General features: G+C 29.0%; 11 protein-coding genes, 1 tRNA gene and 1 pseudogene. 7 read left to right on the forward strand and 6 right to left on the reverse strand.

Features of this window, described 5'->3' with window-relative positions; translation table 11 throughout:
* Positions 1–440 (forward strand): annotated as a pseudogene (locus DRF75_RS05045) (hypothetical protein); the annotation flags it as partial.
* Between the two features lie 73 nt (positions 441–513).
* On the opposite strand, the gene DRF75_RS02935 reads toward DRF75_RS05045, so the two are convergent.
* Both DRF75_RS02935 and nrdR read right to left on the reverse strand, forming a co-directional pair.
* Positions 514–586, reverse strand: a tRNA-Ala gene (locus DRF75_RS02935).
* Positions 587–705: 119 nt separating this feature from the next.
* The gene (gene nrdR, locus DRF75_RS02940) at positions 706–1,167 is read right to left on the reverse strand and encodes a transcriptional regulator NrdR (protein ID WP_045170984.1); all 462 of its coding nucleotides are present in this window, start codon (positions 1,165–1,167) and stop codon (positions 706–708) included.
* Positions 1,168–1,297: 130 nt separating this feature from the next.
* Here nrdR and DRF75_RS02945 point away from each other — a divergent pair, with 130 nt between their 5' ends.
* The 3 genes from DRF75_RS02945 to DRF75_RS02955 all read left to right on the forward strand — a co-directional run bounded on the left by DRF75_RS02945 (position 1,298) and on the right by DRF75_RS02955 (position 2,542).
* Positions 1,298–1,591, forward strand: coding sequence for an NADH-ubiquinone oxidoreductase subunit NDUFA12 family protein (locus DRF75_RS02945; RefSeq protein ID WP_045170983.1), 294 nt, complete (start codon positions 1,298–1,300; stop codon positions 1,589–1,591).
* 25 nt (positions 1,592–1,616) lie between these two features.
* Positions 1,617–2,066 carry an outer membrane lipid asymmetry maintenance protein MlaD gene (gene mlaD, locus DRF75_RS02950; protein WP_045170982.1) on the forward strand — a complete coding sequence of 150 codons (450 nt, stop codon included), beginning with the start codon at positions 1,617–1,619 and terminating at the stop codon, positions 2,064–2,066.
* Positions 2,067–2,236: 170 nt separating this feature from the next.
* A complete protein-coding gene (locus DRF75_RS02955) occupies positions 2,237–2,542 on the forward strand; it encodes a hypothetical protein (protein WP_240729886.1) in 306 nt (101 codons plus the stop codon).
* A gap of 80 nt (positions 2,543–2,622) precedes the next feature.
* Here the strand turns inward: DRF75_RS02955 and DRF75_RS02960 are convergent, their stop codons facing one another.
* Complete coding sequence (locus DRF75_RS02960; protein WP_045170980.1) at positions 2,623–4,098, reverse strand: proton-conducting transporter transmembrane domain-containing protein; 1,476 nt, start codon at positions 4,096–4,098, stop codon at positions 2,623–2,625.
* Between the two features lie 602 nt (positions 4,099–4,700).
* On the opposite strand from DRF75_RS02960, the gene lnt reads away from it, so the two are divergent.
* Complete coding sequence (lnt, locus tag DRF75_RS02965) at positions 4,701–6,215, forward strand: apolipoprotein N-acyltransferase (RefSeq protein ID WP_240729887.1); 1,515 nt, start codon at positions 4,701–4,703, stop codon at positions 6,213–6,215.
* Between the two features lie 896 nt (positions 6,216–7,111).
* Here the strand turns inward: lnt and DRF75_RS02970 are convergent.
* Both DRF75_RS02970 and DRF75_RS02975 read right to left on the reverse strand, forming a co-directional pair.
* Positions 7,112–9,757 (reverse strand): AsmA family protein, encoded by a 2,646-nt coding sequence (locus DRF75_RS02970; RefSeq protein ID WP_045170978.1) that lies wholly within the window; start codon positions 9,755–9,757, stop codon positions 7,112–7,114.
* A gap of 164 nt (positions 9,758–9,921) precedes the next feature.
* Complete coding sequence (locus DRF75_RS02975; protein ID WP_045170977.1) at positions 9,922–12,219, reverse strand: NADP-dependent malic enzyme; 2,298 nt, start codon at positions 12,217–12,219, stop codon at positions 9,922–9,924.
* 585 nt (positions 12,220–12,804) lie between these two features.
* On the opposite strand from DRF75_RS02975, the gene DRF75_RS02980 reads away from it, so the two are divergent.
* A complete protein-coding gene (locus DRF75_RS02980; protein ID WP_045170976.1) occupies positions 12,805–13,485 on the forward strand; it encodes an ABC transporter ATP-binding protein in 681 nt (226 codons plus the stop codon).
* A 918-nt stretch (positions 13,486–14,403) separates the two neighbouring features.
* Here the strand turns inward: DRF75_RS02980 and DRF75_RS02985 are convergent.
* Positions 14,404–15,333: a tyrosine recombinase gene (locus DRF75_RS02985; protein WP_045170975.1), complete on the reverse strand. Its 930-nt coding sequence runs from the start codon at positions 15,331–15,333 to the stop codon at positions 14,404–14,406.
* Positions 15,334–15,654: 321 nt separating this feature from the next.
* Here DRF75_RS02985 and secG point away from each other — a divergent pair, with 321 nt between their 5' ends.
* On the forward strand, positions 15,655–15,987 hold the full coding sequence (gene secG, locus DRF75_RS02990; protein ID WP_045170974.1) for a preprotein translocase subunit SecG: 333 nt from the start codon (positions 15,655–15,657) through the stop codon (positions 15,985–15,987).
* Positions 15,988–15,990: the final 3 nt, after the last annotated feature.

Consider the following 15,990-nt stretch of genomic DNA (forward strand, 5'->3'; position numbering starts at 1 on the left):
AAAACAAAGTACAAAGCACTCCTACAGAAGATATTGCGCACCAGAAAATAAGTGATACAACACAAAAACACGATACATTGGTTTCAGAAAAAAGTGATAAAACTTTACAAAATTCAGTAGGTGAAGAATACAACATTAACAAAAGTAACCCTAATACCAATGTAGAAAAAAATATTGTATATTTTCCTCTATCAAGAGAACACGTAAATATTGTGGATAACATAGATCAGCATAAACATCACGTATCTTTTGATCTCACATACGAAGAGATGTTAAATTTCTATGAAGCAGTAAAAGAGCAATATAGTTACGATGAAGTATTAATTGCATACAATAACATATTCAAAAATTATGGTAGAGAACAAAAAAATGATAACGTTTATATTGATGGAGATAATCACATATTTATTGAGAATCATGATTTTGGATTATTACAGTAAATTTCTACAAATAAAAATACCAAAGCTTTATGATGCTAGTTTTTTTTATTAAGTTTAAGATTCAAATAGAACGTGGAGGTAAGCGGATTCGAACCGCTCGCCTTCTGCGTGCAAAGCAGATGCTCTACCAAATGAGCTATACCCCCATGATCATAGTGGCATAATATATTATCAATAGAAATATACTGATAATACATAACATAAGCTCATTAACAATTCAAGAATAATAATCTATCATAACATAATTTAACGGACTTAATACATACTAAAGAATTTGTTCATTAATTATTTTTGCTATTATATTACTAAAATCATTTATGTTCTTAAAATTCATATATACAGAAGCAAACCTAACATATGCAACTTTATCTAATTTAAAAAGATTATCCATGACCATTTTACCAATAACATCAGTTGGAACAGCACTTTCCTTTTTCCCCTCAAGTTCATAAAAAATATTATTAACCATTACATTTATTCCTTCATGACTAACAGGACGTTTTTTTATAGCTATTAAAATTGAAGAAAGCAATTTTTGCTTATCAAATAGCTCAGTTTCACCATTTTTCTTAATAACCATAAATGACCTAAGTAGTAATTTCTCAGTTGTAGTAAATCTAGAATTACATACAAGACAGATTCTTCTTCTTCTAATTAGCATGTCATCTTCTATAGCTCTTGAATCTTTTACTTGAGTATTAGTATTATTACAGAAAGGACATTTCATAATTACTTATTGAATATTACCAAATTTTAAGCTAATTGTTACATAAAATATTAACTAAATACCTAGTTAATAGTTGTATTGTATTATCATAACCATTATACTAATATAAAATAAATTACCAATTATAAGTATGTCATTTTTTTACAACTTACAGTTCTTAATAAAAAGAAACAAAAAACTAATTGGTAAGGATATTTTAGGTAATCATTACTATAATACAATAGTAAATGGGGTTGAAAAAAGGTGGGTAATATATAATGGTAAAGCAGACCCAACAAAAATTCCTGCACCATGGCATATGTGGTTACACTATACAAACAATCAAATACCCAAATCTTCAAAAAGTCTACATTTTCCAAACTTAACCGGTACTCAGTATGCTTATCATCCCAACAAAGTTTCTGTTTTTCATAATACAAAGTAACATTAAATTTTATTGGTAATTTTTTATGCATCGATCTAACGTAATTGAAATTTTTGCAGGATTTATAGTTTTAATAGCTGCGTTATCTATTGGAATAATAGCATTTAAAAAATTACCTTTCAATAATACTTCTCACAGTTGTTACACAGTTAAAGCACACTTCCCTAGTGTAGATGGATTAGATATGGGAGATGATATAACATTATCTGGAGTAAAAATAGGCAAAGTAACATCAATATCACTTGACAGAAATTTCACACCGGTTGTTACAATGTGTATACAAAAGAATGTCCTATTACCTTCTGATAGTTCAGCATCACTATCTCTCTCTAATTTCCTAGGTAGAAGGTATATCGATATTGTACTTGGATCAAATGAAGATTCCATTCCTATTGGAGGGTTTATTGAGCATACAAGTTCAGATTTAAACCTCAATGTAATATTGACAAGATTAGTTAACAGATTTGTAAAATAACAAAATTCAATTGACCAAATTTTATACTTGTATTGACGTAGCATTATTCAACAAAATAATTTACAATATTAACAATAAGTTGCTTATTATATATATTAAATAACACTATTCAAATTGATTACTTAGTGCTATTATTAAATAAGTGTGCAACAATTTGGTAGAAAGTGGTTATGAGTTATTTTCACTATATTTTACTTTACATTACGGACAATCCAAAGTGGTATGTTCTATTAGGGTTAATACTACTTATCGGTACGGGGTATTTCTTAAAACAAAAAGTAAACAGAAAATATAAAAGAAAAAAATCCATATCCTCATCTTATATCAATAATAGTGGTATTGGTTCTCCAGTTAAACCACATAATAAGCATTACGTGCCAGAGCTTAACACTGTACAAAATCAAGAACACTGCAGTTTTGTTGTTGAATCAGTATCTCAAGTCTTTGAAAGCAAAGCACAAGGAAGAAGTAGATAATTTCTCTTTCTTAATATAACACTTCTTTATTTCTTGAAAAAGACCTAGGTGGCTTTTAATTGTTTATTTGGTGCTCATGTTTAATATAATAGCGATTCTGCTATCTTGTTAGAAATCAGTGTTAAAGGCATTGGATATATTCCAAGAATAATAGAAGAAATCGCTATTGCCCAAATACACAGTACCATAACATTAGGAATTTCAAATAACTTTCTGTTCTGTTTATCAGATGACTTGAAACACGTTGCTTCTATTATATTCCATACATACACCACAGATAAGCCTGACCCAACAAGTAGCATAACCACACCAAACCAAAAATTCGCTTTAATCGTTGCATCAAAAATATACCACTTAGAAATAAACACTGAAGTTATTGGCATTCCAATAAGACTTATACACAAAATAACAAATGGTAATGCAATTTTTGGCATATTTTTCCATATGTTTGTACAATCCTTAAGATCAAGGCTCCCACAATTGTAAGAAATATTACCTATTACCATAAATAATGCAGATTTGACTAAACTATGATTAATTATATATGTTACAGCAGCTGCTAATCCATAATAAGTATTTAAACCAACAGCAAAGACAATGTATCCAAGATGAGCAACACTTGAATATGCAAAAATTCTTTTTATATTATCACTCAATATTGCAAATATAGATGCAAAAATCACTGACAAAGCAGCAAAAAACATAAATACAAAATTGAAAGGCAAAGTTATCAAAACTAATTCAGCTTTAAAAATATCGTACACTACTTTTATTATTAAGTAGATCATCACTTTGGTAGACACACCAGAAAAAAACACAGAAACAAAAGTAGGAGCATAACTATAAGCTTGAATTAACCATTTATGAAATGGGAACAGTGCTGCCTTAACAAATAAACCTACTGCTATAAATAATAATCCAATTTGTATAGCTTTATTTGTTGCTAAAGATTTATCCTGAACTATTAAAAACAAATCACCAACATTCAGAGTTCCAGTAATAGCATATAAAAATCCTACTCCTATTAAATAAAATGTCGCACCAATAGTACCTATCACTAAATAATCAAATGCTGCTATTAAAGCGGTTTTATCACGCCCCATTGCAACCAAAATATACGAAGAGATAGATGATATTTCTAGAAAAACATAAATATTAAAAACGTCATTTGAAACTAGTATACCTAAAAAACCACTAAAACATAACAGGAATATAGAATAGAAACTCGGTATAGTACTAATATTCACTTCCTTTGTATTAGGATATATGCCATATATAACACTCATCACAGCAACAAACCCAACCAAAACAAGCATTGTTGCATTAAATATATTTACTTTAAGTTCTATACCATAAGGCACTACCCACCCACCTACGCTATATTTAATCACACTATGAGGATATACTTGACAAAACAATATGACTGCAATAGAGAAAGAGATAAATATTACAATAGCTGATATTATTTTGACTAATCTAGCATTCTTTAATAAAGCACAGCCTACTGCAGAAAGTAAAGGTATAACAACCTGCAAGACAGGCAACAAACTAATCATCACATATACCTATAAACTTAATAATATATGATTGACAAACCTACTAAAATATTATCAAAAAGGCAAGCGCCTTTATCATAAATTATAATATTAACTATTCTACAAAGCAAAAATACTATAAATTGCTGTTCTTACTTTTCATGATTTTTTTGCTAAATTAAAATTAATGGATAAAAAAGCCAATACTATAAAGCATTTTTATACAAACAATAATCCAAGAGATTCTTTACCTTATAGATAATATACAAACTTTCTATAACAAAATAAGAAGCTTTACTTTTTTTTTAAGACAAAAGTGAATTACACTTAACTTAACAAAGTTGTAGCACAAACACAATTGACATCAAAAACAGGACCAACACTATAAAACATCTACCAAGAAATCACTAATACATTACATGAATATTCAATCCTGCTTAAATATTACTATCTTACTAACAAACAATTGAATATTAAATTTTTTATCTACTAAAAACTCATAAGCTTTATTATGTATAAACGCATTAAAGTCTTATGCTTTACATAACATAAAAAATACTTACAATAGTGAGTATACTAATCTTTATTGAGTATAATTAAGCATTAACATAGGGATAAAAAAATTGAAGGAACTTTATAAAAAATGCAACTATACATTAGCAATGACGCTAGGAGTACTAGGAGCGTTATCTATGGCACCCTTTTACATGTTTATTGCTTTAATGATAGCATTCTCTGGACTCTATATTATACTATCACATTCAAAAAATATAAAACAAGCCTTCTTTTGCGGATGGTCCTTTGGTTGTGGTTATTTTACTACTAGCTTATATTGGCTTGATGTCCCATTAATTACTCAAAGTAAAATATTATGGCTGTTAATACCTTTTACACTCATTATTCCAGCATCTTTATCATTATTATTTGCTGCAGCTACATCCATAAGCTATTTTCTAAATTACAAAAAGTTACCAGGATTAATAACATTTTCGTTATCTTTCACTATTGTAGGAATGTTATTAGAATACATAGTGCCTTGGAGTTTATTTGCCTATTCTTGGGCTTTCTCTATAGAAATGCTACAAACTGCTTCATTACTTGGAACATACGGTATGGAATTTCTTGCAATATTCTGCAGTACAGCTCCTGGAGTATGCATAAAAGATAAAAGCACCGCTTCATGTGCTATCGTAATGTTAGTACTAGTAAGCATGTTTATCTATGGAAATAACAGACTATCATTAACCAATCAAGATCAAAAATACAACCATGATGTAGCTATACGCATAGTACAAGGAAACACAGTAAGCAGCTGGAATGGGAATGAAGAACAAGAATATGATAGATTTCAAACATATTTACGCTTAACCAGTCAATATGGATTAAATTCAAGAACACATGTAATCTGGGGAGAAAACTCTTTTCCTTTCCTGACTAACAGAAATATTGATTCAGTGCAAAACTATCTTAAATTAACTATCCCAAAGTTTTTAATTGCCGGAGGAACAAGATTAGCAAATACCAATGATAAATTTCATAATACATTATTCGTTATTAATAGCAATGGACAAATAATAGATCACTATGATAAATTTCACCTTGTACCATTTGGAGAATTCATACCATTCGCATTAGGAAGTTTTATCCCTGAGAAAATTACAAGCAAATTAAATTATAGTCCAGGAACAAACAAAAATAAGACTGTATCATTAAATTACAGTCCTTTTATTCCTTTAATATGTTACGAATCCATTTTCAGCAATGAAGTTGCAAACAGATGTACAAAAGGTCAATGGATTGTCAACATTACAAATGATGGGTGGTTTGGCGTCAGTTCTCAACCATATCAACACTTAGAAATTAACCGCGTAAGAAGTATAGAAAATGGTTTACCTACTATCAGAGCTGCAAATAGTGGAATATCTGCTGTAATAGATAGTTATGGACGTATCATTAACGCTTTACCTATAATGACTGAAGGTATTATTGACTCATATTTACCTTATCATATAAGTGAAGGCACTATATATTCCAAATATTTAAGTAAATTCATCACAATTAAATATGCTACACTAATAATGTTAATATTAGCGATGTTAAGGTTGATACCATTTAAATTTCATACTAATAAAAAATAATGTACATGTCTTTTCCAATTTTATTATCAAACATTGATTAAACAACCCACATCATTTATGAAATAGTGGGTTATAGCATTCAATAATTATTCTACTCTAAGATTGCAGAGTAAGTAAACCATGAAGCCTTTAAATTAACTCTACTAAACTAAAATATATACACTAACCATACTGATTTTACTAAGGTTTATACTATTAAATTCCAGAACAATAAAAGATAATTTACATGTCTTTTCCAATTTTCTCATCAAACATTGATTAAATAACCCACATCATTTATGAAATAGTGGGCTATGGCATTCAATAATTATTCTACTCTAAGATTTTAGAATCAGTGTATCACGCACATCATACCTTTATCCAAATCTTGTAACACAACACATACTGACTATGTAAATGTTTCTCACTCCTACATTACTACAGATCAATAAAAGATAATGTTAAAATTCTATATTCAATTTACACATCCACAAACAAGTTACACGTGGAAAACAGTGGAGTGCAACAATTCAATAACTATTCAACTTATTAAATTAAAACAAACAAGTTTCAATAGTACACTTTTTAATCCCACAACACTGCCTTCACAAATAAATGATAAACTAGCAATTACCTGACATCAGAACCACAAATAACATTAAAAGCTATAATATTAAAGTTCATAAACAATAAATATACAAATATCAGCACAAAAATCTTTTTGTATACTTTCAATTTTTTATTATCACAAATAAAAATTTTTGAAAATCAGTGATAAATAGTTTATTTTATCCTCTTCTTCAATAAAGCACATAAGTTAAGAGAACTATATACTCAACAAACTTTTGATTGAGATAAAGCTTGCAAGCTTATACTAATACTATATTAAACAACCAGGTTGAATTATTTTAAAATTCTTAATCTATGAATTCTTCTTCATCATGAGTTGATACATAACCACTATTCCCTTTTACAATTTCTTCATAAAGAGAATGTACATTAAAACTCATCTTAGGCTGCCATAATTGACCATATAATGACATATCTATATTAGCTGGCAAAGATACACCTGGCCGCATAAACGATAATCTAACTTTAGATGTTACAGTAAATTGCAATAAAGAAACATTAGCAGATGCTACACCACTAGCATTATCAATTGCAAATTGCAATGAAGATATAACATTACCTCTACTAATGTTAGCACCAGCATTGATAAAGTTGAATACTGTATTGTTATCATACAAGCCAATTTGAGTTAATGCTACAACATCAGACTTATTTTTAGCATCTAATAGGTCCACTATAAACTTGTTAAAATCTACACCATTAACATTTACACCTTTAGCAACTATTTCCATTTTACCTTCTAAAGCATTAACCCAATCAACTAAATTCTTACCTTGAGTTTGAATACTACCACTTATACTTACATTACCAGTAACACCATCAACACGCGCATACTGAAGTAAATTCTTTAATCCAACATTAGCTACAGATATCACAGCAGACAATGAAGAAGTATTAGAGCCTATACCAATCTTACCACTAGTTGATACAAATCCATCATCTATCTTAAACATCAGCTTATTAATAGACATTAGACTATCTTTTAAACTAGATGAGAATACAAAATCTGTTAAAGCATTATTTTTAGCAACAAAATTTTTAATACTGATATCAATATTACCATCAACATGTTCTAATCCATAAAATTTTAGATCATGATTTAACCATTTTATGTTAGTTACTTTATTTGATGAATCAACAACATCATGTATTAAAGTAGGAAATTTTATGAACGCAGTATTATATTTATTTCCTTTAAGACTAACTGATATCTTTGGTTTTAGATCCTGAGATCTAATAGAAGCTTTAATAAATCCACTAAGATCAGACCCATCAGCTCCATTAAAACGTATTTTATCAATACCAAACTTACCTTGCACTACATTTACCAAAAAACCTAGTGTATTAACCCTCTGCTTTTGAATAAGAAAGTTATTCAGATTTGTCTCAACATTTATTTTATATTTTATATCTTTCAACCATTTCATTTGCATAAAGTTTTCTAGATTTAATTCCTCACTTACCTTATACAGACCAAAATCAATATTACTTAATCCAATATTACCGTAAACAGACCTACTTTTTTTATCATATTTTATTTTTAATTGCCCTTCCGCATCCCCAAAATTTTTAGTTAATATTTCAACATTAGATAAAGAAAACACCCTAGGTGCTAAATATAAATCACTTTGTATAGAAAATTTACTACTCGATTCCAAATTAACATGTATAGGGAATAACCATTTTGCAAAAGAAACAAAATCATCTCCTATTACTTTAAGCTTTCCATTAAAACTAGAGATTAAATCACTGCTACTAACATTACCTTCAATAGATAATACATTATTATTTCCAGGTAACATCACTGTCATTTTATTAATATTAATCTTTCCCTTTAACACTTCAAAATCTAGAACCAACTTACTAGATACTTCACCATGATACTTTATCTCCTCAGCATTAATTTTAATTTTATAGTCCAAATTTTCAGATATCAAAGTATTAAAATAGTCAAGAGTACGAGATTCTTTGCCATATGTATCACTTCTATTATTATTGCTAGACAAATTATCTATATTAATTTTTGAAAAATCAATACTAGCATCACATGATGCATAACTTGAACAAACTATTTTTCCTACACCATCTATGCTATCAGTAGATAGCTTTAAATCATTTAGTTCAAAAGACTTACCAAATAATTTTACATTAGCAGACAAAGAAAATTTTTCATTTGAATTAATAAAAGAAAAAATAGAAGTTTTATTAGTCTCAGAAATATCATTAATAAATTGCGAAAAGTCAGTCCCATTAGCCAATATTACACCATCAAATTCATTTCCACTAGCTATACCAGACAAAGTGACTTTTGTAGATTGAGAATAAACACCTGCATTAATCTTATTATGCTCTTTATCGAGTGATACATCACCAACTAAATTATAATCATTCTTACCAATACTCAATAATCCATTTATTACTTTTGCACCATTTATAGTTTTAATAGCTCCCTCTTTAATAGATATAGGCTTACTATTAAAAGATGTACCATCCTGATCTGTATTAACAACACTATTAACAATATTAAATGTATTTATATTAAAACTTTTGCTTTGAAATGAAGAAAATAGACTCACAAGATTCCCAAGTGGAATACTTAATCCGTCAATAGTGATCGTATTAACCTTAGGAGAAAACAACAATAAGGATAATAACGATATCTTTAATTCAAGCTGATTAACTAATATTGTTGATTTATGTGTTGATAATTTTCCACGCCCTTCTATATACAAATTATTAACTATAATCTTAGGTAAGATAAGTTTTCCTGTAACACTTCCTACACCTTTTACAGTGACATCATCTGACATACCTTCTATCTGTTTAAGTATATGAGATGCATAGTAAGAATTCCAATTAATAAAAAAAGGAGAAATTATTAAAAATAACAACAAAGCTAAAACAATTCCACCAGAGTATATTAAAATTCTCATCAACTCACCAAAAAAATACTTATCTTCTATTTATCTAAACAACATTAATTACACATAATAATATTAGAAAATGCATAACTTTAATAAATAGCAGCATTTAATAAATAATTAACAAAGAGATACATCATAGCACAATTTACCCTTTACTAACCCAATATAATTTATTATATCCTATCATACAAGCAAGATTGAACATTACTATTTACTGTAGGTGCAAGCACAGTAAGATTAAGAATCTCAGAAACTGAAGAAGACATTTGTACAATTTGCACTGGCTTTTCCATGCCAATCAAAATAGGTCCTATTACAGATACTCCAACAGCTTGTTGTAATAGCTTAGAAGATATATTTGCACTATGAAGAGTTGGCATAACTAAAATATTTGCTGCTCCAGTCAACCTACAAAAAGGATATAATGTTAACAATTCTGCACTAAGAGCAGTATCAACAGACATTTCACCATCATATTCAAAATCAACATTACAACCATCTAAAATTTCTATAGCCTTTCTCATCTTCCTAGCATCTTCTTGACAGTGACTACCAAAATTCGAAGAAGAAACAAACCCAACACGAGGTTCATGCCCCATTTTTCTAGTTTGTATAGATGCCTGAATTGCTATCTGAGCAATCTGCTCTGGCGTTGGTGATTCATGTATTGCAGTATCAGCAACAAATATAGTACGCTCTTTCATTACAATAACTGATAAACCAAAAACAACACCTTGAGATCCTATGACCTTCTGTACATCACTAATAGAAGCAGAATAACTTCTGGTTAAACCAGTAATTAATACATCACCATCACCACATGCAAGCATACATGCTGCAAAAACATTACGATCTGTTTTTACATCTCTTACACAACTCCTATATAAATACCCTTCACGTTGTAATTTTTTATATAAATAATCTGTATATTCATCATTCCGTTTTGAAATTGCTGCATTGGCAATTTCTATACCTTGCATATTTTTAATACCTAAACGTTCAAATGCTTCCTGCACCTTATCAATACGTCCCACAAGTATAGGCAACCCATATCCTTGATTACGCCACTGTACAGCAGCTTTAATTACTTTTTCCTCTTCCCCTTCTGAAAAAATAACTCTCTTAGGATCACGTTTAACAGCACTATACATCATGTTAAGTATATTAGAAGTTGATGATAGCCTTGACGCTAGTTGTTTAGTATATTCATCCCAATCTTCTATTTTTTTTCTAGCAACACCAGATTGAATAGCAGCCCTTGCAACCGCAGGAGACACTATAGTAATCAATCTAGGATCAAATGGAGTTGGTATAATATAATCCTTTCCATAGTTCATTTTACGTCCACCATAAGCATCAGATACTTCATCGCTAACATACTCACGTGCTAACATAGCAATTGCATTTGCTGCTGCTACTTTCATTTCACTATTAACTGATTTAGCACGTACATCTAATGCTCCACGAAATATATAAGGAAACCCCATAACATTATTAATCTGATTATTATAGTCCGACCTTCCAGTAGCTATAATTGCGTCAGGTCTAACCTCACGCGCAATATCAGGATTAATCTCAGGATCTGGATTTGCTAAAGCAAAAATCACAGGATCTTTATTCATAGACAACAGCATATCCTTACTTAAAACATCTTTAACTGATAACCCAAGAAACACATCTGCCATTACCAACGCATCTTTTAAAGATCTATCTTTCGTTTCAACAGCATGCTTTTCTTTCCACTCATTCATTCCAAGCTGTCTACCTTTATATATTACTCCATTTTGATCACATAAAGTTATATTATCAGCAGGAACACCTATTAGCTTTATCATTTCAAGACATGCAATACCTGCAGCACCAGCACCATTTATAACAATTTTAACATCTTTAAAGTTTTTACCAGTAATATCAAGAGCATTAATAAGTCCAGCAGATACAATAATAGCAGTCCCATGCTGATCATCATGAAATACTGGAATATCCATTATCTCACTCAACTTTTTCTCAATGATAAAACATTCTGGAGCTTTTATATCTTCTAAATTTATTCCGCCCCAACTTAATCCTAAATATTTTACAGCATTAACAAAATCATCCACATCAGAAGTGTTAACCTCTATATCAACCGCATCAATATCAGCAAATCTCTTAAATAATACAGCCTTACCTTCCATAACAGGCTTTGATGCTAAAGGTCCTATATTTCCTAAACCTAACACAGCTGTACCATTTGAAATTACAGCAACATAATTTCCACGCGCAGTATATTCATATACCAAATCAGGATTTTTAGCTATCTCTAAGCAAGGTACTGCAACACCAGGAGAATATGCCAGTGACAAATCCCTTTGAGTCAATAAGGGTTTAGTAGGCAATAAAGAAACTTTTCCAGGTTTTGAATCTTTACAATGGAATTCAAGAGCTTCTCTTTTTTTTTCATCAAAACTATTATTCTCAACATCTAACATAATATATATACTCAATTTAACACTTCTTCTAAAGCCTCCACTGTGTATACTGCCAGACAGTACAACATGTCAAGCTTTTAACAAAATGGAAATATTAGGCAATTTTTCCAACAAATAGATAGCTATGGACTAAATATGATACAACACAAGGATTATTAATCAGACCTATTTATCATTATACAACTTACGTTATTTTCAGAACTTGAAAATACAACTTTCTCATAATTTTGTACTACAATAACACAATATAATTTTTAATCACTACAACTTAAGAATAAGCATCAATAAACTACACCCAATAAACCTCATACATTAACAAAAGTTATGCACACCATCACAAAACAGTCACAACATAATAAATAAAAGCCAGCTTTAAAATTTCATTTAGTTTTTTGATACTACACTTACAATAGATAGTTATTTGAACTTATATTAGCCTTTTTCAATTTAATATCACACAACTACAAAAAACTTAACATATTTCTCTTTTTCAGTATGGAAAGTTACAATACACGATATACTATAAGCCTTGACAAAGTACACGTGTTTATACAATAAAATTCAAATAAAACAATAGGATTAAAAATGTCTACAGTATTTGCTTTATCTAACATCAGCAAATTTTTTGGCAAAGATAACAAATTACCTATTATAACAAATGCAAATCTACAAATAAAAAAAGGAGAAATTGTTGCTTTAATTGGTAGATCTGGTTCTGGTAAAAGTACACTGTTACATATTGCTGGATTACTAGACACTCCATCCTCAGGTAGTGTATTTATAAACAACATAGAGTGTTCAAATAAAACTTCAGATAAAGATAAAACTTTCTTACGTCGTCATTTTTTAGGGTTCATATACCAATTTCATCATTTACTACAAGAATTTTCAGTACTAGAAAATGTAATGTTACCACAAATTATCATCGGGAAAAGTAAGTCCATTGCAAAAAAAAATGCTATGGAAATCTTAGAACGTGTAAAATTACAAGACAAATTTTCAATGTCTATATCACAACTTTCTGGAGGAGAAAGGCAAAGAGTTGCAATAGCAAGAAGTTTAATTAATTGCCCGCTTATAGTTTTAGCAGATGAACCCACTGGAAGTTTAGATAACTATACTGCATTTGAAGTTTTTTCTTTATTACAAGAACATGCAAAAGAAAAAAACATTGCTATGTTCCTAGCTACACACAACAAAAGTCTAGCACAAAAAGCATGTCGTATTATTGAAATAAATTCATGCATGTTGAGGAGTGTTGATTAAGTTCTAGATAATCAAATATGATTTTCTATAAAAGAAAAAATATTCCTACACAAAACCCTTTTTAAAAACTTATTTACAATAAATACAAACTTTCAGTAAGATAAACTGCTAAACATTAGTTAAGTGGATTCCTAAATGACATAGGTTACTAACATAGTTCAATAACATCACCTTTATCTTAAAATTCCTTAGAACTCATGTACCATTACATTAATACTAAATTCTCACTAAATTAGAAATACTAAATAACGAACACCATATGAACCAATAATTTTACTACAAATACCTCATGCTTTCTTACAACCTATGCACTATCACATTAACACTAAATCTTAGTTAGATAAGCAAAAACGCTACAGTTAATTAACATTGTACAAATAATATAAAACCTCAATCAATAAGATCAATCCTTTCAATTGCATTTTAAACTTTCCTATTAATCATTATATCAATACAAGCTCTTAATTAGATAAATTATAAAAACTGAATCAAAATTATAAAAACTGAATCAAATTTCTAAATAACAAGTATCAATTCCTTAACCTATCTTAAATTTTTCAGACCTTATGTCTTATTATATCAACACTAAACTATTAATAAATATTCTCAAAAATGCCAACCAAACTAATATCAATAGAGAAAACACATTTTATATATTTCAATAACAAAATTAGTAATTTTTTTCAATTTATTAACATAAAAATTTTATGTTAATCTATAAATTTAAATTTTTAGTACTATATTTAAAACATGAAAATTCCAGTCAATAGCAATACTACTACTACAATAAAAAACATATTTAAACAGAGTAAGATATTTTATAAGTACATTGCTTTATAGCTTAACCTACAGAAAATTAAAGATAATTCAACTTTAGCAACACTATTTAAGAGGAAAATAATATCTTCTATTACAAATTTATTCATTGTTTAAAGGATGAAATTTTAGTAGCACATTCTTTAGTTTTTCATTTGCAATATGAGTATATATTTGTGTAGTTGCTAAATTAGCATGTCCCAACATTTTTTGTATAAAAATAATATTTGATCCGTTATTTAACAAATGAGTTGCAAAAGAATGTCGAAGTTTGTGCGGAGAGATTTTTGTAATATCAATACCAGCATTCATAGCTAAACCTTTTAACAATTGCCCTACTCTTTGTCTAGTTATAGGATTATCAAATTTTGTCCCAGGAAATAGCCATCGTGACATTTCAAACCCATTTGGAACAAAATATTTATAAACTTCCATATACTTTTTTATACTTTCCACAGCAGATAAATTTAATAATACTATCCTCTCCTTATTTGCTTTGCCATTAATCTTTATATGATAAATTTCCTCATTATGACCTTCCAAAGCCTCCATTACTGAACAAAACTTTAAACATACTAATTCAGAAATTCTTATACCTGAGGAATATAATATATTAACTATAGCATTAATCCTTCTTCCATCAGGTGAAATATCTAAAGCAGCAACATCAAGTAATTTATCAATTTCTTCAAAACTCAAAGCTTTTGGAAGAGAACGAGATAACTTAGGAGCATCAAGATACAAAGTAGGATCACTTTCAATTATATTATCTCTATATAGAAATCCGTAAAAATTCTTAATAGCTGATATCTTTCTCAATACAGTATTTGCTTTATATCCCTTCTCATACAACAACCTTATATAATTCTGTAATTCATTGATACTAGCATCTATTAATAAAAGATTCTGCTGACTAACAAATTGACAAAGCCCTAATAAATCAGTTTTATAACTCTGACAAGTATTATAGGATATATGTCTTTCTGCAGTTATTGCCTCAAGAAAAATCTCCACATATTTCTGATTATCCATATCAACTCACTATTAGCATATTGTCAGATTTTAACAGATAGAAAATCCATTGCTATCACAAAAAAATTCCACATTTTTTTATTACACATCACTACATAATCAACTAATATTCTCAAGCAAAGTGTACTGTTACAACAGACAGCAAAATTATAGTAACTAAAACTAATACTCAATTAATTGATATACAGTTACATCTTACTATCTTGCATAACAACCATACAATTATTAATACAAAAACTACATTTTTATAACCTCTGTAATCCTTGACTTAAAACAATAAACAATGTATAAAATATACTTTAATAGCATTATCTTTTCTATATGGTTTTAACAGTTATACAATTAGTGCTAGTATTTCTATTGGTAATCTTAATATTATTACAACCACCAGAATCTGATAATCTAAGTGGATTTGGTGGAACGCAGGGTAACTTGGATTCCATGTTTTCAACTGGGTCATCCTCTAATTTTATCACAAAACTTACAGTTGTTATTGCAACTGCTTTTATCATTAACACAGTTTTATTGGTTGGGGTAAATGCTAAAAGTGTACACAAGGAGTCTATTGTCAAGAAAATTGCTGAAATGAGCAAAGTACATAATCTGCCTCCTATGGAACATGATAATGAAGATAGCATACCATTTAATCAGTAAGGT

Source organism: Ehrlichia minasensis, assembly GCF_004181775.1.
GTDB classification, from domain to species: domain Bacteria; phylum Pseudomonadota; class Alphaproteobacteria; order Rickettsiales; family Anaplasmataceae; genus Ehrlichia; species Ehrlichia minasensis.